Genomic DNA, 21,478 nt, shown 5'->3' on the forward strand with positions numbered 1-21,478 from the left:
GAATTAAACCTCGTTACCGTTAACGAGCGTTTTGGTGATCTTGAAATCACGGGTGAAGGCGGTCAGGTTAGCCACCTTGCCGGCTTCGAGGGTGCCCAGACGGTGATCGACGCCGATGGCGCGCGCCGGATACAGCGTCGCCATGCGCAGCGCTTCGTCCAGCGCGATGCCGATATGCTCGACGCTGTTTCGCACCGCTTCGATCATGGTCAGCGCGGAACCGCTCAGGGTGCCGTTCTCATCCACGCACAGCCCATCCCGATAGTATATTGTTTTACCGGCGAAAATAAATTGGTCAATATCTGCACCCGCCGGCGCGGTGGCATCGGTGACCAAGACCAATTTATCACCTTTCAGGCGTTTGGCGTTACGGATACTCGCCCAGGCCACGTGATGGCCGTCGGCGATGATGCCGGTATAGACCTCCGGCGTATCGAAGATTGCCCCCATCAGCCCCGGTTCGCGGCCGGTGATATAAGGCATGGCGTTGTACAGGTGGGTGGCGAAGCTGATGCCGGCGGCGAAGCCGGTGCGCGCCTGATCGTAGGTGGCGTTCGAGTGGCCGGCGGAGACCACGATGCCGGCCTTGGTCAGTTGCTTGATAAAGTGCGGCTCAACCATTTCCGGCGCCAGCGTCACCTTGGTGATCACGTCGGCGTTGGCGCACAGGTAATCGATCATTTCCTGGGTCGGCTTGCGAATGAACGCCGGATTGTGGGTGCCTTTTTTCACCGGGCTGAGGTATGGCCCTTCCAGGTGCAGGCCCAACGCCTGGTTTTGGTGCTTTTTCAGATAAGCGCGCATCACGTCGACGCTGTGCTTCATGAATTCGTCGCTGCTGGTGATCAGCGTCGGCAGATAGCTGGTGCAGCCGGATTTCTCGTTGGCGCGCTGCATGATCTCCAGCGTTTCTTCCGAGATCGCTTCCAGCGAATCGTTGAACTGTACGCCGCCGCAGCCGTTCAGCTGCACGTCGATAAGCCCGGGGGCCAGGATGGCGCCACCCAGGTCGCGCGTTTCGATGCCGGCGGGCAATTCAGCCGCCGGGCAGACTTTCTCGATCAGCCCATCAGCGATAATGACTGCATGGTCATCAAGTACGTCGTGGCCGGTATAGATTCGGCCGTGGGTTAAAGCGAACATCGTAGCCCCCTGCAAAGATTAAAGACTTTTCACGCTTTCCGCTTCTAACTCGCGGAAATATTTGACGGTTTTGACTTTCAGCTCCATGGTGGCCGGTTCGTCGCACACCACTACCGCTTTGGCGTGCAACTGCAGACAGCTGATGGTCCACATGTGGTTGATATTGCCTTCCACTGCGGCTTCCAGCGCCTGCGCCTTGGCGTGGCCGGTGACCAGGATCATTACTTCTTCCGCGTCCAGCAGCGTGCCCACGCCGACGGTCAGCGCATATTTCGGCACCAGGCTGACGTCACCGCCGAAGAAGCGCGAGTTGGCGATGCGGGTGTCTTCGGTCAGCGTTTTGATGCGGGTGCGCGAAGCCAGGGACGAAGCCGGCTCGTTGAACGCGATATGGCCGTCGATGCCCACGCCGCCCATGAACAGGTTAATTTTGCCGTAAGACTTGATCTTCTCTTCGTACTGGCGGCACTCGGCGTCGACATCCGCGGCGTTGCCGTTCAGCAGGTTGATATTTTCGCGAGGGATATCAACGTGATCAAAGAAGTTGCGGTACATGAAGGTGTGATAGCTTTCCGGGTGTTCCTGCGGCAGGCCAACGTACTCGTCCATGTTGAAAGTCACAACATGCTTAAAGCTTACTTCACCTGCTTTGTGCATCGCAATCAGATGTTTGTAGGCTTCCAGCGGCGTGCCGCCGGTGGGCAGGCCGAGAACAAACGGGCGCTCTGCGGTTGGCTTGAATGCGTTGATGCGTTGAACGATATGACGCGCGGCCCATTTGCCGACTTGTGCGGTATCTTTCAGTGGGATAAGTCTCATCTAACACCTCTTGGGATAAGTAAACTAAAGCTATACTGTACGGGCCTGCGGGAGTCGTAAGCGTAACCCAGCTTTATGATTCTCGCGTGAATCGTCCGTCCGGTTGATTTTTTGAATGATAAAATAAGTTTTGTGTGATGGCCAGCAATCTGGGAGGTAAAGACTACTTTTTGGTGATATTTATCACAAAAAGGGAGGTTTTAATTTGCGATACAAAATAAATTTTTTACACTCGGCATGAGTGATACGTGCCAAGCGCTGTTTCTAAAAAGGTAGTGAGAGCTTCAAATAAACTACTAATAGGGTCCGTCCGCGGACAACATAGGGGGAAAAGGTGAACATTCTTAGTTATTTGCAAAAGGTGGGACGGGCGCTGATGGTGCCGGTCGCCACGCTGCCCGCCGCCGCCATCTTGATGGGCGTCGGGTACTGGATTGACCCTGTTGGTTGGGGCGGCGACAACGCGCTCGCCGCTTTCTTCATTAAATCCGGCTCCGCTATCATCGACAACATGTCGGTGCTGTTCGCTATCGGCGTGGCCTACGGCATGTCCAAAGACAAGGACGGCGCCGCCGCGTTGACCGGCTTCGTCGGCTTCCTGGTGCTGACCACTCTCTGTTCGCCGGCCGCCGTGTCGATGATTCAGAAGATCCCGCTCGATCAGGTGCCCGCCGCGTTCGGCAAGATCCAGAACCAGTTCGTCGGTATTCTGGTGGGCATCATCTCCGCCGAAGTGTACAACCGCTTCAGCGGCGTCGAGCTGCCCAAGGCGCTGTCGTTCTTCAGCGGCCGCCGTTTGGTGCCGATCCTCATTTCCTTCCTGATGATCCTGGTGGCTTTCATCCTGATGTACATTTGGCCGGTGATCTTCAACGGTCTGGTGAACTTCGGTGAACACATTCAGAAAATGGGCTCGGTCGGCGCGGGCATCTACGCCTTCTTCAACCGCCTGCTGATCCCGGTCGGCCTGCACCACGCGCTGAACTCGGTGTTCTGGTTCGACGTGGCCGGCATCAACGATATTCCTAACTTCCTTGGCGGCCAGCAGTCGATCGAAGCCGGTAAAGCGGTTGTCGGCATCACCGGCCGTTATCAGGCGGGCTTCTTCCCGATCATGATGTTCGGTCTGCCGGGGGCGGCGCTGGCCATTTACCACTGCGCGCGTCCTGAGAACAAAGCTAAAGTGGCGGGCATCATGCTGGCGGCCGCTTTCGCCGCCTTCTTTACCGGTATTACCGAACCGCTGGAATTCTCCTTCATGTTCGTGGCGCCGGTGCTGTACGTGATCCACGCCGTGCTGACCGGTATCTCGGTGTTCATCGCCGCCAGCATGCATTGGATCGCCGGTTTCGGCTTCAGCGCCGGCCTGGTGGATATGGTGCTGTCGTCTCGCAACCCGCTGGCGACCCACTGGTACATGCTGATCCCGCAAGGCCTGGTGTTCTTCGTCATCTACTACGTGGTGTTCCGCTTCACCATCAAAAAATTCAACCTGATGACCCCGGGCCGCGAGCTGGCGGTTGCCGGTGACGAAACCGACGGCTACGACGTCAACGTCGACAGCAACGCCGGTAAAGACGAGAACGAAACCACCACCCTGGCTCGTCGTTACGTCGGCGCGATCGGCGGTTCCGACAACCTGACCGGCATCGACGCCTGCATCACCCGGCTGCGTTTGAATGTGAAAGACTCCGCGCTGGTGAACGACGCATTGGCGAAACGCCTCGGCGCGTCGGGCGTTATCCGCCTGAACAAGCAGAGCGTGCAAGTGATCGTCGGCACCCGTGCCGAACTTATCGCCAGCGCAATGCGCAACGTGATTGCGGCCGGCCCGGTAGCGGCAGCGGCGGCCCCGGCGGCGGCGCCTGCCGCGGAAGCCAAACCGCAGGCGGTGCCGAACGCGCCGAAAGCCGCGTTTGAAACGCTGGTGGCGCCGGTGACCGGCGAAGTGGTGGCGCTCGAACAGGTGCCGGACGAAGCTTTCGCCAGCAAGGCGGTAGGCGACGGCCTGGCGATTCGCCCGACCGACAAGATCGTGGTGGCGCCGGCTGACGGCACCGTGGTGAAAATCTTCAATACCAACCACGCATTCTGCCTGGAAACCGACAAGGGCGCCGAGATCGTGGTGCACATGGGGATCGACACCGTCGCGCTGGAAGGCCAGGGCTTCAAACGCCTGGTGGAAGAGGGCGCGGAAGTGAAAGCCGGTCAACCGATTCTGGAACTGGATCTGGATTACCTGAATGCCAATGCGCGTTCGATGATAAGCCCGGTGGTAGTCAGCAACTCTGACGAGTACGCCGGCCTGGCGGCGCTGGCCAGCGGCTCTGTAGTCGCCGGTCAGACCAAGCTGTATGAGATCCAGAAATAAGGCTGTTTTTACCTGAGTAGTGCCTGGGGCCGAACACGCATCATGGCGGAGTTTGCCCCGACTTGGCGGGAAGAGAGCGATCTCTTCCCGTTTTTTTTTATTCCGTTTCGCCCCACGGCGGTGCGTTGCGCGCCGAGGGTGCAACGCGCCGCATTTTTCGTGAAACAAACGGTTGTTTCCAGACGTGGCTTGTTGGATCATAGGCGGTTATGTGTAGCGCTTTGCATTGAGGAACAGTGAAATGAGTGAGGCTGAAGCCCGCCCAACCAATTTTATCCGTCAGATCGTCGATGAAGATCTGGCGTCGGGGAAACACACGTCGGTACATACCCGCTTCCCGCCGGAGCCTAACGGCTATCTGCATATCGGCCACGCCAAGTCCATCTGCCTGAACTTCGGCATCGCCAAGGACTATCAGGGCCAGTGCAACCTGCGTTTCGACGACACCAACCCGGTGAAAGAAGACATCGAGTTCGTGGAGTCAATCAAGCACGACGTTGAGTGGCTGGGCTTTGAGTGGAGCGGCAACGTTCGTTACTCCTCAGACTATTTCGATCAGCTGCACCAGTATGCGGTTGAGCTGATCACCAAGGGCCTGGCCTACGTCGATGAGCTGTCGCCGGAGCAGATCCGTGAATATCGCGGCACCCTGACTGCGCCGGGCAAAGACAGCCCGTACCGCGGTCGCAGCGTGGAAGAGAACCTGGCGCTGTTCGAGAAGATGCGCAACGGCGAATTCGCCGAAGGCGCTGCCTGCCTGCGCGCCAAGATCGATATGGCTTCGCCGTTTATCGTGATGCGCGATCCGGTGCTGTACCGCATCAAGTTCGCCGAACACCACCAGACCGGCAATAAATGGTGCATCTACCCGATGTACGATTTCACCCACTGCATTTCCGATGCGCTGGAAGGGATCACCCATTCGCTGTGCACCCTGGAATTCCAGGATAACCGCCGTTTGTATGATTGGGTGCTGGATAACATCACCATTCCTTGCCACCCGCGCCAGTACGAGTTTTCGCGTCTCAACCTCGAATACGCCATCATGTCGAAGCGCAAGCTGCATCAGCTGGTGGCCGAGAAGATCGTCGAAGGTTGGGATGATCCGCGCATGCCGACCGTCTCCGGTCTGCGCCGCCGTGGTTATACTGCCGCCTCGATCCGCGAGTTCTGCCTGCGCATCGGCGTAACCAAGCAAGACAACAACGTCGAAATGGTGGCGCTGGAATCCTGCATCCGCGACGATCTGAATGAGAACGCGCCGCGCGCCATGGCGGTGCTGGATCCGGTGAAAATCGTCATCGAGAACATGGGCGATGCGGTGGAAATGGTCAGCATGCCTAACCACCCGAACAAGCCGGAAATGGGCAACCGCGATGTGCCGTTCAGCCGTGAGATCTATATCGATCGCGCCGACTTCCGCGAAGAAGCCAACAAGCAGTACAAGCGTCTGGTGTTGGGTAAGGAAGTGCGTCTGCGCAACGCGTACGTGATCAAGGCCGAGCGCGTCGAGAAAGATGAAGCCGGCGAGATCACCACCATCTTCTGCAGCTACGATGCGGAAACGCTGAGCAAAGATCCTGCCGACGGCCGCAAGGTGAAGGGCGTGATCCACTGGGTGTCTGCGGCGCACGCGCTGCCGGCGGAAATTCGCCTGTACGATCGCCTGTTCAGCGTGCCTAACCCGGGCGCGGCGGAGGACTTCCTCTCCACCATTAACCCGGAATCGCTGGTGATCAAGCACGGTTTCGTTGAGCCGAGTCTGGCGGCCGCACAGCCGGAGAAAGCCTATCAGTTCGAGCGTGAAGGCTACTTCTGCGCCGACAGCCATTACTCTTCGGCTGAGCACCTGGTGTTTAACCGCACCGTCGGTCTGCGTGACACCTGGGCGAAAATCGAAGGCTAATCTTAATCGCCTCGAAAATTAATGTATCAGCGCGGCTCAGGCCGCGCTTTTTTATGCCTGCTATTGAGTAAATCATCTATTCCCGCCACGTTTTTCCGGGCTGCGTTTAATTAACTGCGGTGCGTTAATCAATAAGTTTTCTTATATTGGGCTTAGTAGTCTTAATCTTTACTTATATATTCGTGATGCGAATTAATTTCATTTAGAGAGCGCTCTCAAATTTTATCTCCTGACTGACGGATTTAGTCAGGCTGAAACCATTAATCGTCTCTGGTTGACCTGGTATCCGTATTTATTCTGATTTAATTGAATTTTTTATTCGACACCTTCCATGAATGCCAGCGTAACAAATTATCACCGATATGTGCTCCTTGTCATACTTTGACAAATCTTCCGCATTTTTCATTTGATAATTCGCGTCGCGAAAAATAGTCTGTCTGTAGCAATTAGTGCTGTGGGAATAACATCTCGTCGGCAATATTTTTACCCGTTCGGGTTTTTTATTGGCAGTCGTGCAGGGCAGTGGTGAACACAGGCGGCTGCAACTTTTAAGTTAAGTCAAAGAGGAATTTCAATATGGGTACGCACGGTGCTCAGCGTAAAACGCTGGCGCTCGCAGTCGCGGGCGCGCTGTTGGGAACAGGGTTTGCCATGGCGCCTGAGGCGAAAGCCGCAGGGTTTATCGAGGATTCCACGCTGACCGGCGGCATTTATTACTGGCAACGTGAGCGTGACCGTAAAGATCTCAATCCGGACAGCAAGGATTACAATCAATACACCACCAACCTGTCCCACTCTACCGCCAACCTGAGCCTGGATTTCGCGTCGGGCTACGCCTGGGACATGTTCGGTCTGGATGTCGGCACTTTTACCGCCATCGAACTGGCTGAATCCAGCGCCAGCGGTCACCCGAACGAAATCGCGTTCTCCTCGAAGAACCGTACCTACGACGAAGACTACTCCGGTGATAAAGGGGGTATCAGCCTGTACAAAGCCGCCGCCAAATTCAAATACGGCCCGGTCTGGGCGCGCGCTGGCTATATTCAGCCGAGCGGCCAAACCCTGCTGGCGCCGCACTGGAGCTTTATGCCGGGCACTTATCAGGGGGCTGAAGCCGGCGCCAAGTTCGACTACGGCGATGCCGGCGCGTTGAGCTTCTCCTACATGTGGGCCGACAAATACAAAGCGCCGTGGCATATCGAGATGGACGACTTCCGCCAGAACGATAAGAAAACCCGTGTCTCCTACCTGCACTCGCTGGGCGCCAAGTACGATTTCAAAAACGATCTGGTGCTGGAAGCCGCTTACGGCCAGGCCCAGGGGTACGTGAATCAGTACTTCACCAAGGCGTCTTACAAATTCGATCTGCTGGGCAACCCGCTGACCACCAGTTACCAGTTCTATGGCGCGGAAGACCGCATCAGCAACAAGAACGATCCGAACAGCATTTATGACGGCCTGGCCTGGCTGCAGGCGTTGACCTTCGGTTACACCACCGGCCAGTTCAACTGGCGTCTGGAAGGCACCATGGTCAAGGCGGAAGGCAATCAGGGCTTCTTCCTGCAACGTATGACCCCGACCTACGCCTCGTCAAACGGTCGCCTGGACGTGTGGTGGGATAACCGCTCCGACTTTAACGCCAACGGCGAGAAAGCGGTGTATGCCGGCGTGATGTATGACCTCAGCAACTGGAACCTGCCGGGCATGGCGGTCGGCGGCTCTTACGTTTACGCCTGGGACGCCAAGCCGAGCACCAACCCGATCTACGATCAGAGCCAGCGCCTGAAAGAGAGCGCCTGGAGTCTGGACGCGATGTACACCATCCAGGAAGGGCGCGCCAAGGGCACGCTGCTCAAGCTGCATTACACCCAGTATGACAACCACACCAACATTCCGAGCTGGGGCGGCGGTTACGGCAACATCTTCCAGGACGAGAAAGACGTCAAGTTCATGGTCATCGCGCCATTCACCATCTTCTGATGCGTTCCCCGGCCTTGCCGCCGGGGCAGTTAAGGGAATTCAACGATGAAAAAAATCATGCTGATGTTGGCGGCCGCTGCGGCCCTGAGCGCCTGTGCGCAACCCGCCGCGCCGCCGGAAGACGCCAGGTTGAAACAGGCTTACAGCGCCTGCATCAATACCGCGGAAGGCTCGCCGGAGCGTCTGCAGCCGTGCAAGGCGGTGCTGAACGTGCTGAAACAAGAGAAACAGCACCAGCAGTTCGCTGCGCAGGAAACGGTACGGGTGATGGATTATCAGAACTGCATTATGGCGGTTCACAGCGGCAACGGTCAGGCTTACGACGCCAAGTGCGGCAAGCTGTGGCAAGAAATTCGCGATAACAATAATTAAGAAGGACGAGAAGATGAACGCATTCAAACTGAGCGCACTGGCCGCCTTGACGGCAACGATGGGATTCCTGGGCGGCATGGGGAGCGCCATGGCCGATCAACAGCTGGTGGATCAGCTGAGCCAGCTGAAGCTGAACGTAAAAATGCTGGATAACCGCGCCGGCGAAAACGGCGTGGATTGCGCGGCGCTGGGCGCCGACTGGGCCTCATGCAACCGGGTGTTGTTCACCCTCAGCAACGACGGCCAGGCGATCGACGGTAAAGACTGGGTCATCTATTTCCACAGCCCGCGCCAGACCCTGCGGGTAGACAACGACCAGTTCAAGATTGCTCACCTCACCGGCGATCTGTACAAGCTGGAGCCGACCGCCAAATTCAGCGGCTTCCCGGCCGGTAAGGCGGTGGAAATCCCGGTGGTCGCCGAATACTGGCAGCTGTTCAGAAACGACTTCCTGCCCCGCTGGTATGCCACGTCCGGCGACGCCAAGCCGAAAATGCTGGCGAATACCGACACCGAAAATCTGGATCAGTTTGTGGCGCCGTTTACCGGCGATCAGTGGAAGCGCACCAAGGACGACAAAAATATTCTGATGACGCCGGCTTCGCGTTTTGTCAGCAACGCCGATCTGCAGACGCTGCCCGCCGGCGCGCTGCGCGGCCAGATCGTGCCGACGCCGATGCAGGTGAAAGTGCACGCGCAGGACGCCGATCTGCGCAAAGGGGTATCGCCGGATCTGAGCACGTTGGTCAAGCCGGCGGCGGATGTCGTCAACCAGCGCTTCGCGCTGCTGGGCGTGCCGGTTCAGGCCAACGGTTACCCGATCAAGACCGACATCCAGCCGGGCAAGTTTAAAGGCGCGATGGCGGTGCCGGGCGCTTATGAGCTGAAGATCGGCAAGAAAGAGGCGCGGGTGATCGGCTTCGATCAGGCCGGGGTGTTCTACGGGTTGCAGTCTATCCTGTCGTTAGTGCCGACCGACGGCAGCGGCAAGATCGCCACGCTCGACGCCAGCGATGCGCCGCGCTTCCAGTATCGCGGCATTTTCCTCGACGTGGCGCGCAACTTCCATAAGAAGGATGCGGTGCTGCGCCTGCTGGATCAGATGGCGGCTTACAAGCTCAACAAATTCCACTTCCACCTGAGCGATGACGAAGGTTGGCGAATCGAAATTCCCGGCTTGCCTGAGTTGACGGAAGTCGGCGGCCAGCGCTGCCACGATCTGAGCGAAACCACCTGCCTGCTGCCGCAGTACGGCCAGGGGCCGGATGTCTACGGCGGTTTCTTCACTCGTCAGGACTACATCGACATCATCAAATACGCCCAGGCGCGCCAGATTGAGGTGATCCCGGAGATCGACATGCCGGCGCACGCCCGCGCGGCGGTGGTCTCGATGGAAGCGCGCTACAAGAAACTGCATGCCGCCGGCAAAGAGCAGGAGGCCAACGAGTTCCGCCTGGTGGATCCGACCGATACCTCCAATACCACCTCCGTGCAGTTCTTTAACCGTCAGAGTTACCTGAACCCGTGCCTGGATTCCTCCCAGCGCTTTGTCGACAAGGTGATTGGCGAGATTGCCCAGATGCATAAAGAAGCCGGCCAGCCGATTAAGACCTGGCACTTTGGCGGCGACGAAGCGAAAAACATCCGCCTGGGCGCCGGCTACACCGACAAGGCGAAACCGGAACCGGGTAAAGGCATCATTGACCAGAGCAATGAAGACAAGCCGTGGGCCAAGTCTCAGGTGTGCCAGGTGATGATCAAAGAGGGCAAAGTGGCCGACATGGAGCACCTGCCGAGCTACTTCGGCCAAGAGGTCAGCAAGCTGGTGAAGGCGCACGGCATCGACAGAATGCAGGCCTGGCAAGACGGCCTGAAGGACGCCGAGAGTTCGAAGGCGTTCGCCACCTCGCGCGTGGGGGTCAACTTCTGGGACACCCTGTACTGGGGCGGTTTCGACAGCGTCAACGACTGGGCCAACAAAGGGTATGAAGTGGTGGTCTCCAACCCGGACTACGTCTATATGGACTTCCCTTACGAGGTGAACCCGGACGAGCGCGGTTACTACTGGGGCACCCGCTTCAGCGACGAGCGCAAGGTGTTCAGCTTCGCGCCGGACAACATGCCGCAGAACGCGGAAACCTCGGTTGACCGAGACGGCAACCACTTCAACGCCAAGAGCGACAAGCCGTGGCCGGGCGCCTACGGGCTGTCCGCTCAGCTGTGGAGCGAAACCCAGCGCACCGACCCGCAGATGGAATACATGATCTTCCCACGCGCGCTGTCGGTGGCGGAGCGCGCCTGGCATCGCGCCGGTTGGGAGCAGGACTATCGCGCCGGCCGCGAATACAAAGGCGGGGAAACCCACTTTGTCGATACCAAGACGCTGGAGAAAGATTGGCTGCGCTTCGCCAATATTCTGGGCCAGCGTGAACTGGCCAAGCTGGACAAAGGCGGCGTGGCTTATCGTCTGCCGGTGCCGGGCGCTCGCGTGGCGGGCGGCAAGCTGGAGGCGAATATCGCGCTGCCGGGGTTGGGCATCGAGTACTCCACCGACGGCGGTAAGCAGTGGCAGCGCTATGATGCCAAGGCTAAACCTGCGGTCTCCGGCGAAGTACAGGTGCGCTCGGTCAGCCCGGACGGCAAACGCTACAGCCGCGCCGAAAAGGTCTAAGAAGGGCGGTGCGGCCCGCAGTTTTGACGGCGGGCCGCATCATAACGAAGGGGGAATGCGTTCGCCCGCGCGTGTCGGCGCAGGGCGGACGTTGTAGTGAGAGTAGTACGTGGAGTCGCAGTGCCGCTGCAATTGTGGTATTTCATGACATGATTTTCCCCGGCTGGTCCGGGGATTTTTTTGTCTGCTGCATGGCGGGCATAAAAAAACCGCCTCAAGGTGAGGCGGTTTTTCATAGCCGGTCAGGGCTTATTTCTTGTCGTGCAGCGTTTCGTCTTCGCGACAGTCACCGGTTTCACAGTGGCCGTACAGGTACAGACTGTGGTTGGTGAGCTTGATGCCGTGCTGCTTGGCGATGTCACGCTGGCGCACTTCGATGGATTCGTCGCTGAATTCGATCACTTTGCCGCAATCCAGGCAAATCAGGTGATCGTGGTGATGCTGTTGGGTCAGCTCGAACACGGACTTGCCGCCTTCGAAATTGTGACGTGTCACAATGCCCGCATCGTCAAACTGGTTCAGTACGCGATAAACCGTCGCCAGCCCGATCTCTTCGCCCATATCAATCAGTTTTTTGTACAAATCTTCCGCACTGACGTGATGGCATTCCGGATTTTGCAGTACTTCCAGGATTTTGAGTCGCGGAAGCGTGACTTTTAAGCCGGCCTTCTTCAATGCGATGTTGTTGTCGGTCATGCGAATTCAGTCCTGTTACTATGCTAATCAAGTTGAGGCGTACTCGCCTGTGGCATCGGTCGGCACAAAGAGTTAATGCGTCTCATTATAGAACCGGTTGTACTAAATGGAAACCGCCGGTTGTTAACAAAGATATAATTGCACTATTGCATGTTTTGCATGCAACGCCTTGATGGATGGGATAAACCGATATCTCAGTCTACCGTGACGGGGTGGGAAGTTACAAATCTGTAGCTTCTATCGCAGCAATCCCTGTTGCCGATGACGGCCCTGTCGGCACACTATGCACTTTACAGGGCCTTTGTTCAACCTTTCGCCAGTCCCGGCGTTTAGCCGACGATATCGGCCAGGCTCAGCTCTTCGACGATCTGTTTGACCCAGGCGTCGACACGCTCGTTGGTCAGCTCCGGCTGACGGTCTTCGTCGATCGCCAGACCGATGAAGTGGTTGTCGTCCGCCAGGCCTTTGGAGGCTTCGAAGTGGTAGCCTTTGGTCGGCCAGTGGCCCACGATGGCCGCGCCGCGCGGTTCGATGATGTCGCGGATGGTGCCCATCGCGTCACAGAAATATTCCGCGTAGTCTTCCTGGTCGCCGCAGCCGAACAGCGCCACCAGTTTGCCGTTGAAATCGACTTCTTCCAGCGTCGGGAAGAAATCGTCCCAGTCACACTGCGCTTCACCGTAGTACCAGGTCGGGATACCCAGCAGCAGGATATCGAACCCTTCCAGGTCTTCTTTGCTGCTTTTAGCGATGTCATGCACTTCAGAGACGTCGTCGCCAAACTGTTTCTGGAGAATTTTCTGGATCATTTTGGCAATGTTTTCGGTATTGCCAGTGTCGCTGCCAAAGAAAATGCCTACAGTAGCCATATCGCGTATAACCTTTAAATTCAAGTAATTGCATTACTCGATGCCAGCACTGCCGCCGCTGACGCCGATTAAAATGATGCCATGGCAAGAGCCGTTCGCCGCGGGGGGCGGGCGCCGACAGGCGCAGTCTCTTACCGGTAAATGCGTATCATGCCAGAAAGTGGCGCCGGGGTTTTATCGCATTTATGCGATGCCGGAGATGAAGAAAAGCGTGTCGATCCGGCGTTGTCCTTAACGCCGCGCCGCGCGTGCGGCCGAAGAGATCAATGTTCCGGCTGTTCTTCCGCCAGTTGCGCCAACAGCATCTGCTCGATGAGTTCGCTGCGGCTGATGTTGCGCTGTTCCGCCAGTTTGTTCAGGGCGTCCACCGCATCCGCGTTGATTTTCAGCTCTACGCGCCGCAATCCACGCACTTTATCGCGCCGTAACTGATTGCGCTTATTGATTCTAAGCTGTTCATCGCGGGAAAGCGGGTTGGTTTTCGGGCGCCCCGGACGGCGTTCATCTGCGAACAGATCCAGCGTCGTGCGATCCGTTTGTTCTTTTGCCATAGGTAGCGGTACTGCAAGGGAGTTTGCATCAAAAAGCGCTCGCACGCTTCCGGAGGCATCGGTTAACACACTTCGGGCCAATAAACCCTAACCCAAATTCACCCCCGACCCGGCGTTCGCGAACGCGCTGGCGCGGCGGCAAAATTATAGCGCGCCATATTACCCCAGCAGATGGAGCGGCGACAATGCCTAACTGCGGGCTAAACGCGCTAAGCCGTTATCTTTAGCGCGTTTTTTCGCCAGGTGAGCGTATTTTTCAGGCTTCGCCGAGGAAACGGTGGATGGCGCGCAGCACCGCCTCCGGTTTTTCGGCGTGCACCCAATGGCCGGTGCCGGCAACGACGTGCGCGCGGGCCCGCGGGAACTGGCGGGCGATGTCCGCACGATAGCTGTCCTGCACGTACGGCGACAGGCCGCCGCGAATGAACAGGGTCGGGTGCGGCCAGGCCGGCACGTCCTGCCAGCCGGTGATGTCATCATAGCGTTCAATCAGCACCGGCAGGTTGAAGCGCCATTCGCCGTTATGGAAGGACTTCAGCAGGAACTGGATCACGCCTTCTTCCTGCAGGTAATCACGCATCAGCTGGGCGGCGGCCTGGCGCTGGGTGATGCCGGCGGCGCTGACGGCCTTCAGGGCGGCGAAAATCTCGTCGTGACGTCGGGTCTGGTAATTCACCGGCGCGACGTCGATGACGATCAGCTTGGCGACGCGCTCGGGCGCGATGGCGGTCAGCGCCATCGCCGCTTTGCCGCCCATCGAATGGCCGATGACGATCGCTTTCTCAAGCCGCAGTTCGTCGAGCAGCTCCAGCAGATCCTGCGCCATCGCGGGGTAGTTCATCTCGTCGGCGCGCGGGGAGAGGCCGTGGTTGCGCAGATCGACCTTAATTACGCTGTGACGCTGATGCAGATCGCGCGCCAGCACGCCCAGGTTGTCCAAATTGCCGAACAGCCCGTGGATCAGCAGCACCGGCAGCGCGTCTGACTCGGCGGCCAGCAGTTGATAATGTAATTTCATGGCGAAGTTCATACTGAGAGAGATTCAGATTAGGGTATCATGATTGAATCGCACGATGAATCATGCGGAATTTTCGCGGCGCGGGCTTGGCAGTGCCGGCTATAGGTATTAGTCTGCATTTGCCGTCCGGAGGCACATTGTTGTGTTCGCCCCAGCGCTTTTAACCTTATAATCCCATGGCTTGAATGCAGGATCTGGCTTCAGGTTCTAAGTAGAAAAAACAGTATTGGATAAAGATGAAAACTATTGAAGTCGACGAAGAGCTTTACCGTTATATTGCCAGCCACACGCAACACATCGGTGAAAGCGCGTCCGATATTTTACGCCGCATGTTGAAATTCACCGCCGGTCAGCCGGTGCGCGCGTTGCCTGCCGCCAGTGCGTCGCCGTCCGTCGAAGCGGAAAAAGCGGCGCCGGTTCAGCGCCCGCGCGATCGCGTACGCGCCGTGCGTGAACTGCTGCTGTCGGATGAATACGCCGAGCAGAACAAAGCGGTCAACCGTTTCATGCTGGTGCTGTCCACGCTGTACACCCTCGATGCCGCCGGTTTTGCCGCCGCCACCGAGGCGTTGACCGGCCGTACCCGCACCTATTTCGCCGGCGATCAGCAGACCCTGCTGGCCAACGGCACGCATACCAAGCCGAAGCATGTGCCGGGCACCCCTTACTGGGTGATCACCAATACCAATACCGGCCGCAAACGCAGCATGATCGAACACATCATGCAGGCGATGCAGTTCCCGGCGGAACTGATCGAGAAAGTTTGCGGTACCGTCTAATTTAGCGAACAGCCCGTCATGATGGCCGTGCGCGACGTATTTGCCCGGTCACCGACAGGGATGAGGGAGATATGTCGATGGCGAATAATCCACGTGCCGGGCAGCCCGCCCGTCAAAGCGATCTGATCAACGTAGCCCAGCTGACGTCGCAGTACTATGTGCTGCAACCGGAAGCCGGCAATGCCGCACATGCGGTGAAGTTTGGCACCTCCGGCCACCGCGGCAGCGCGCAGCGCCACAGCTTCAACGAAGCGCACATTCTCGCCATCGCTCAGGCGATCGCCGAAGTTCGTCATCAGCAAGGCACTACCGGCCCGTGCTACGTGGGCAAAGACACCCATGCACTGTCCGAGCCGGCCTTCATTTCCGTGCTGGAAGTGCTGACCGCCAACGGCGTCGATGTGATCGTGCAGGAAAACAACGGCTTCACGCCAACGCCGGCGGTATCGCACGCCATTCTGTGCCACAACCGCCGCGGCGGCGCGCAGGCCGACGGCATCGTCATTACGCCGTCCCACAACCCGCCGGAAGACGGCGGCATCAAATACAATCCGCCGAACGGCGGCCCGGCTGACACCAACCTGACGTCGGTGATCGAAAAGCGCGCCAACGAACTGCTGGCGCAGCAGCTGAAAGGCGTGCAGCGTCAGTCGCTGGACAAGGCCTGGAACAGCGGCCACCTGCACGCCAAAGATCTGGTGCAGCCTTACGTCGAAGGGCTGGTGGAGGTGGTCGACATGCCGGCCATCCAACGCGCCGGCCTGAAGCTGGGCGTGGATCCGCTCGGCGGTTCCGGCATCGCCTATTGGCAGCGGGTGGCGGAACACTACAAGCTGGATCTGACGCTGGTGAACGATTCCATCGATCAGACGTTCCGCTTTATGCACCTGGATCACGACGGCATCATCCGCATGGACTGCTCGTCGGAGTCGGCGATGGCCGGCCTGCTGGCGCTGCGCGACAAATTCGATTTGGCGTTCGCCAACGATCCGGATTACGACCGCCACGGCATCGTCACGCCGAAGGGTCTGATGAACCCGAACCACTATCTGGCGGTAGCCATCAACTACCTGTTCCAGCATCGCCCGCAGTGGGGTGCCGATGTTGCGGTGGGTAAAACGCTGGTGTCCAGCGCGATGATCGATCGCGTGGTGGCCGATCTGGGCCGCAAGCTGGTGGAAGTGCCGGTCGGCTTCAAGTGGTTCGTGGACGGTCTGTTCGACGGCAGCCTGGGCTTTGGCGGCGAAGAGAGCGCCGGGGCCTCGTTCCTGCGCTTCAACGGCAAACCGTGGTCGACGGACAAAGACGGTATCATCATGTGTCTGCTGGCGGCTGAAATCACCGCGGTAACCGGTGAAAACCCGCAGCATCACTATGACGATCTGGCCAAACGCTTCGGTGCGCCAAGCTACAACCGCATCCAGGCGCCGGCAACCCATGCGCAGAAAGCGGCGCTGTCCAAGCTGTCGCCGGAGATGGTCAAGGCCAGTACGCTGGGCGGGGACCCGATCACCGCACGTCTGACCGCAGCGCCGGGCAACGGCGCGTCGATCGGCGGCCTGAAAGTGATGACCGACAACGGTTGGTTCGCGGCTCGTCCTTCCGGCACCGAAGAGGCTTACAAGATCTACTGCGAGAGCTTCCTCGGGGCGGAGCACCGCGAGAAGATTGAGCACGAAGCGGTCGAGATCGTCAGCGAAGTGCTGGCTTCCGCCAAGTAATCACTTTTCTTGATTGATAAAAAGCGCTGTTTTTACAGCGCTTTTTTTATGGGCGCTATTTAGATATATCTTTTTCACGGCACGCGCTTGCGCATTTAGATATATCGATCTAGATTAGCGCTATCGATGCTGTTTAGATATATCTAAACAACCTCGTATTGATGTTCCCTACTAAAGCGAGGTCTCACCTTATGTTTCATCGATTAGGCTTACACCGGCATCATCATCACCATGAATGCGAAGAGGGTCGTCGTCATCGCGGCGGGCGCCATCACTTCGGCGGCGAAGGCGAAGAGCACGGCCGGGGTGGGCGCGGCGGCCGGGGCGGGCGTCATCGTCTGTTCGAACACGGCGATCTGCGCCTGGTGCTGCTGGCGCTGGTGGCGCGCAAGCCCAGCCACGGGTACGAATTGATCAAGGCGATCGAGGAAGCGTCATCCGGCCTGTACGTGCCGAGCCCGGGGGTGATTTACCCCACGCTGACGCTGCTGGAAGAGCAGGATTTCCTCGAACCGCTCACCACCGGCAACGGCCGCAAAAGCTACCGCATCACCGCGGCGGGCGAGGGCGAGCTGCAAAAGCATCAACAGGTGGTTGAGGTCATTCTGGCGCGTCTGGCGGGCGCCGGCCGCGAGCGTCATCGGCACGGCAACCTGGCGGAAGGCATCTACGACGCCATGAACCGTCTGCGCAGCCTGCTGCGCGGCAACGTGATGCGCGCCGATCTTACGCCGCAGCAGGTGGAGCGCATCAACGCCGCGTTGCTGACCGCCGTGGCGGCGATCGAAAGCGAAATGCAGATTCAACCTTCGCAACAGGAGAAGAACTGATGCCCGGCCACCGTTTTAACATTACCGTTGAAGCCCTGAGCGATCGCCAGGGCAATCCCGTCGAGAAAGCGCCGCTGAGTTTTGAGGTGAGCAACCACGACGATATTCTCGAGATCGTCGAGCGCATTCGGGCGCGTGACGATCTGAACTTCGGCCCCGAGCAGAGCGCGGCTTTTGCCGTGGGGTTGAAGCTGTTCTCCGAAGTGATGATCGAAAACCGCAAACACCCGGTGTTCGCTCCGCTGCGCGAGGCGTTTAAGGAGTTTATGGTCGGATTGAAGAAGGGCCCGGCGGCGTAAAGGCGCGGCAAACCGCGCCCTCCGGGGTTAAGGCATGAAGCGATAGCCGACGCCGGTTTCGGTCAGCAGGTGTTTGGGCCGGGCCGGATCGGCTTCGAGCTTCTGCCGCAAATGGCCCATGTAGATGCGCAGATAGTGGCTGTGCTCCACGTAGTTCGGCCCCCAGACGTGGCTCAACAGCTGGCGTTGGGTGATCACCTTGCCGGCGTTGGCCAGCAGCTCCGCCAACAGACGAAACTCGATCGGCGTCAGATGCAGATCTTCGTCGTTGCGCAGCACCCGGCGATTCACCAGATCGACGGTAATCGCCGAAAAGCTCACCAGCGGGCTTTCCTGTTGGCTAGCTGAGTGGCGACGCAGCGCGACCCGCACCCGCGCCAGCAGCTCACCGATGCCGAACGGTTTGCTGAGATAGTCGTCGGCGCCGGCGTCCAGCGCGGCGATCTTGTCCTCTTCGGCGTTGCGCGCCGACAGCACGATCACCGGAATGGCGCTCCACTGCCGCAGATCGCGGATGTAGCTCAGCCCGTCGCCGTCCGGCAAGCCCAAATCCAGGATGATCAGATCCGGTTTGCGCGTGCCGGCTTCAATCAACCCGCGCTGCAGCGTTTCACTTTCAAACACCCGCAGGCCTTCGCTCTCCAGCGCGGTGCGCACGAAGCGGCGGATCTCTTTTTCATCTTCAACAATCAGAATGTTGGTTGGCGTTATGCTCACGTTTCCCCTGCGTTGATTACAGATCGAAGGCGTCGCCGTCGATCTCGGGCGGTTTTTCCAGCGGCAGCACGAAGCGGAAGCTGGCGCCGCCGTTGGCGCCGTTTTCCGCCCAGATGCGGCCGTCATGCACTTCAATAATGGCACGACAAATCGCTAACCCCAAGCCGACGCCAGGGATCGCCGACTCTTTATTGCCGCGTGAAAACTTGTCGAAAATCAGCTGCAGCTGATCGGCGGGGATGCCGGGGCCGTTATCCCAGACCTCGACTTCCAGCCACTCGGGCAGCGTGCGGGCGCGAATGCCGATGGTGGCCTCGGCGCCGGCGTATTTATTGGCGTTTTCCAACAGGTTGGTGAACACCCGTTCCAGCAGGCTGCCGTCGCAGTTGACCAGGATCTGTTCCGGCGGCAGATCGACCTCGATTGGATGCTGGCTGAGCAGCGGCTCCAGCATGTGCAGCGAAGCGCCGACGATCTCTTCCAGCGACTGCCACTCTTTACGCAGGCTGAAACCGCCGGACTGGATGCGCGCCATATCCAGCAGGTTGTTCACCAGCCGGGTGGTGCTCAGCACCTGCTGGCGGATCTGGCTGGCCTGGGTGGCGTGATTGGAACCTTCGGCCGCCAGGTCCAGCGTGAGAATTTCCGCCTGGCCGAACAACACGGTCAGCGGGGTGCGAAGATCGTGCGACAGCGCCGCCAGCAGCGAGTTGCGCAGCTGTTCGCGTTCGGCGTCCAGCTTGGCTTCTTCGGCGCTGCGCGCCAGGTGCAGACGTTCCAGCGCGCTGGCGATCAGCACTGCGAAGGTTTGCAGCAGCCGCTGTTGTTCCGGCACCATCAGCTGGCGCAGGTTGTTGGGTTCGATCGCCAACAGGCCGAAGGTCTGTTTGGGGGTATTGAGCGGCAGCAGTTGGTAAGGCACGCCGGGCAGGGTGTCGGTGCCGGCGCCGGCCGGCAAGCCTTTATCGAAACTCCAGCGCGCGATGGCTTCGTCTACCGACAGCAGCCCGCCTTCCTCGCCGATCATTTGCTGCAGCCGGCCGTCTTCCTGCGGCAGCAGCAGCACGGTTTTCGCCTGGAAGCTGCTGGAGAGGAAATGACGGCTGGTGTTGGCGATGTCGGCCACGGTCAGCGCGCGGCTCAGCCCACGTGACATTTCGTACAGATGGCGCGCCCGCTGCTCGCGATAGCGCGCCACCCGGGCCTGATAACGCACCCCGGCGGTCAGGTTGCCGATGATGATGCCGACGGCGAGCATCACGCCGAAGGTCAGCAGATACTGCATATCGCTGACGGCGAACGACCATTCGGGCTGAACGAAGAACAGATCGAAACTGGCGACGTTGATCACCGCCGCCAGCACCGATGGCCAGCGGCCGAAGAACAGCGCGACGATCGCCACGCCGAGCAGGTAGACCATCACCAGGTTGGCCTGATCGAAGCCCGGCAGCAGCCACTGCGAGAGCAGGGTGATCAGCGCGCACAGCGCCACCGCTACCGCGCAGCCGCGCAGCTGCATGCGCCATTTCTCATTGAAGCTGCGGCCGTCGTGCTCCTTGCCCGGCGGCGGCTGTGCGGCGTCGCTGTCCAGCGCGACGATCACCAGATCGAGATCCGGACCCAGCCGGCCGAGGCGATCGGCGAAACTGCCGCGCAGCTTCCAGCGCTGCTCGCTGCGGCGGCCGATGATGATTTTGCCGAGGTTATGCTCGCGGGCGTAGCGCAGCACTGCGCGCTCTTCGGACGGATCGGCCAGGGTGGCGGTTTCGGCGCCCAGCTCCTGCGCCAGCCGCAGCGCGCGCAGAATGGCGCGGCGCTGGTTTTCCGGCAGCCGGTGCAGCTTGGGGGTTTCCACGTAGACCGCATGCCAGTGGCAGCCGAGCCGCGCCGCCAGCCGGGCGGCGATGCGCACCAGCTTTTCGTTGCCGCTGTTGTGGCCGACGCACAGCAGAATGCTGTCGCGGGTGTGCCACACTTTCTCGCGCCCCTGGGTGTCGCGAAACTCGCGCATCTGGTCATCGACCCGATCGGCGGTGCGGCGCAGCGCCAACTCGCGCAGGGCGATCAGGTTGCCTTTACGGAAAAAATGCTCGATGGCGCGCTCGGCCTGACCGGGAATATACACTTTGCCTTCGTGCAGCCGTCGGCGCAGATCGTCCGGCGGCAGATCGACCAGCACCACTTCGCTGGCCTCGTCAAACACGTGGTCGGGCACCGTTTCGCGCACCCGCACGCCGGTCACGCCGCCCACCACGTCGTTCAGACTTTCCAAATGTTGTACGTTGACGGTAGTCAGCACGTCGATGCCGGCGTCCAGCAGCTCTTCCACATCCTGCCAGCGTTTGGGGTGGCGCGAACCGTGGGCGTTGCTGTGCGCCAGTTCGTCCATCAGGATCAGCGCCGGATGGCGCGCCAACGCGGCGTCGAGGTCGAATTCATGCACCAGTCGCCCGCGATGCTGGATGCGCTTTTGCGGCAACAGCGCCAGGCCGTCGAGCAGGGCGGCGGTCTCGCTGCGGCCGTGGGTTTCCACCACGCCGACCAGCACGTCCAGCCCCTGGGCGCGCAAACGCTGGGCCTCCTGCAGCATGGCGTAGGTTTTGCCTACGCCGGCGCAGGCGCCGAAGAATACCTTCAACCGGCCGCGCGGTTTTTCATTGGCCAGCGCCAGCAGGCTATCGGGATCGGGACGCTGCTGTTCTTCTTCGACCATGACAATTCCTTGTGTTACCAAGC

At 59.3% G+C, this 21,478-nt stretch carries 17 protein-coding genes; 9 read left to right on the forward strand and 8 right to left on the reverse strand.

Going from position 1 to position 21,478, the window contains the following annotated elements; translation table 11 throughout:
* Window positions 1-3: 3 nt before the first annotated feature.
* Window positions 4-1,143 carry an N-acetylglucosamine-6-phosphate deacetylase gene (nagA, locus tag ACP3TA_RS11585; RefSeq protein ID WP_197800613.1) on the reverse strand — a complete coding sequence of 380 codons (1,140 nt, stop codon included), beginning with the start codon at window positions 1,141-1,143 and terminating at the stop codon, window positions 4-6.
* An 18-nt stretch (window positions 1,144-1,161) separates the two neighbouring features.
* Window positions 1,162-1,962, reverse strand: coding sequence for a glucosamine-6-phosphate deaminase (gene nagB, locus ACP3TA_RS11590; RefSeq protein ID WP_004939952.1), 801 nt, complete (start codon window positions 1,960-1,962; stop codon window positions 1,162-1,164).
* A gap of 334 nt (window positions 1,963-2,296) precedes the next feature.
* Here nagB and nagE point away from each other — a divergent pair, with 334 nt between their 5' ends.
* From nagE to ACP3TA_RS11615, 5 genes are all read left to right on the forward strand, one after another.
* Complete coding sequence (nagE, locus tag ACP3TA_RS11595; protein WP_042783851.1) at window positions 2,297-4,333, forward strand: N-acetylglucosamine-specific PTS transporter subunit IIBC; 2,037 nt, start codon at window positions 2,297-2,299, stop codon at window positions 4,331-4,333.
* 241 nt (window positions 4,334-4,574) lie between these two features.
* Window positions 4,575-6,239 carry a glutamine--tRNA ligase gene (gene glnS / locus ACP3TA_RS11600; protein ID WP_197800612.1) on the forward strand — a complete coding sequence of 555 codons (1,665 nt, stop codon included), beginning with the start codon at window positions 4,575-4,577 and terminating at the stop codon, window positions 6,237-6,239.
* 576 nt (window positions 6,240-6,815) lie between these two features.
* Window positions 6,816-8,219: a chitoporin ChiP gene (gene chiP / locus ACP3TA_RS11605; RefSeq protein WP_033642176.1), complete on the forward strand. Its 1,404-nt coding sequence runs from the start codon at window positions 6,816-6,818 to the stop codon at window positions 8,217-8,219.
* A gap of 45 nt (window positions 8,220-8,264) precedes the next feature.
* On the forward strand, window positions 8,265-8,591 hold the full coding sequence (gene chiQ, locus ACP3TA_RS11610; protein ID WP_046686572.1) for a ChiQ/YbfN family lipoprotein: 327 nt from the start codon (window positions 8,265-8,267) through the stop codon (window positions 8,589-8,591).
* Between the two features lie 13 nt (window positions 8,592-8,604).
* Window positions 8,605-11,262, forward strand: a complete 2,658-nt coding sequence (locus ACP3TA_RS11615) for a beta-N-acetylhexosaminidase (protein ID WP_206196014.1) — start codon at window positions 8,605-8,607, stop codon at window positions 11,260-11,262.
* Between the two features lie 249 nt (window positions 11,263-11,511).
* On the opposite strand, the gene fur is transcribed toward ACP3TA_RS11615, so the two are convergent.
* From fur to ybfF, 4 genes are all read right to left on the reverse strand, one after another.
* Window positions 11,512-11,958, reverse strand: coding sequence for a ferric iron uptake transcriptional regulator (gene fur / locus ACP3TA_RS11620; protein ID WP_019454058.1), 447 nt, complete (start codon window positions 11,956-11,958; stop codon window positions 11,512-11,514).
* A 329-nt stretch (window positions 11,959-12,287) separates the two neighbouring features.
* The gene (fldA, locus tag ACP3TA_RS11625) at window positions 12,288-12,827 is read right to left on the reverse strand and encodes a flavodoxin FldA (protein WP_004939938.1); all 540 of its coding nucleotides are present in this window, start codon (window positions 12,825-12,827) and stop codon (window positions 12,288-12,290) included.
* Between the two features lie 263 nt (window positions 12,828-13,090).
* Window positions 13,091-13,378: a LexA regulated protein gene (gene ybfE, locus ACP3TA_RS11630; RefSeq protein WP_004939936.1), complete on the reverse strand. Its 288-nt coding sequence runs from the start codon at window positions 13,376-13,378 to the stop codon at window positions 13,091-13,093.
* Between the two features lie 256 nt (window positions 13,379-13,634).
* Window positions 13,635-14,408: an esterase gene (ybfF, locus tag ACP3TA_RS11635; protein ID WP_129993242.1), complete on the reverse strand. Its 774-nt coding sequence runs from the start codon at window positions 14,406-14,408 to the stop codon at window positions 13,635-13,637.
* 224 nt (window positions 14,409-14,632) lie between these two features.
* On the opposite strand from ybfF, the gene seqA reads away from it, so the two are divergent.
* The 4 genes from seqA (at window position 14,633) to ACP3TA_RS11655 (ending at window position 18,025) form a co-directional block, all read left to right on the forward strand.
* The gene (gene seqA / locus ACP3TA_RS11640) at window positions 14,633-15,175 is read left to right on the forward strand and encodes a replication initiation negative regulator SeqA (RefSeq protein WP_033651164.1); all 543 of its coding nucleotides are present in this window, start codon (window positions 14,633-14,635) and stop codon (window positions 15,173-15,175) included.
* Between the two features lie 77 nt (window positions 15,176-15,252).
* A complete protein-coding gene (pgm, locus tag ACP3TA_RS11645) occupies window positions 15,253-16,896 on the forward strand; it encodes a phosphoglucomutase (alpha-D-glucose-1,6-bisphosphate-dependent) (protein WP_101453521.1) in 1,644 nt (547 codons plus the stop codon).
* A gap of 191 nt (window positions 16,897-17,087) precedes the next feature.
* Window positions 17,088-17,726, forward strand: coding sequence for a PadR family transcriptional regulator (locus tag ACP3TA_RS11650; RefSeq protein ID WP_033642180.1), 639 nt, complete (start codon window positions 17,088-17,090; stop codon window positions 17,724-17,726).
* Window positions 17,726-18,025 (forward strand): DUF3861 domain-containing protein, encoded by a 300-nt coding sequence (locus tag ACP3TA_RS11655; protein WP_033642181.1) that lies wholly within the window; start codon window positions 17,726-17,728, stop codon window positions 18,023-18,025. The genes ACP3TA_RS11650 and ACP3TA_RS11655 overlap by 1 nt, the downstream gene beginning before the upstream one ends.
* 27 nt (window positions 18,026-18,052) lie before the next feature.
* Here the strand turns inward: ACP3TA_RS11655 and kdpE are convergent, their stop codons facing one another.
* On the reverse strand, window positions 18,053-18,742 hold the full coding sequence (gene kdpE, locus ACP3TA_RS11660) for a two-component system response regulator KdpE (protein WP_033637458.1): 690 nt from the start codon (window positions 18,740-18,742) through the stop codon (window positions 18,053-18,055).
* 16 nt (window positions 18,743-18,758) lie between these two features.
* On the reverse strand, window positions 18,759-21,455 hold the full coding sequence (gene kdpD / locus ACP3TA_RS11665) for a two-component system sensor histidine kinase KdpD (protein ID WP_042783854.1): 2,697 nt from the start codon (window positions 21,453-21,455) through the stop codon (window positions 18,759-18,761).
* Window positions 21,456-21,478: the final 23 nt, after the last annotated feature.

It is taken from the genome of Serratia sp. 2C06 (assembly GCF_050037615.1).
Lineage (GTDB): Bacteria > Pseudomonadota > Gammaproteobacteria > Enterobacterales > Enterobacteriaceae > Serratia > Serratia ureilytica.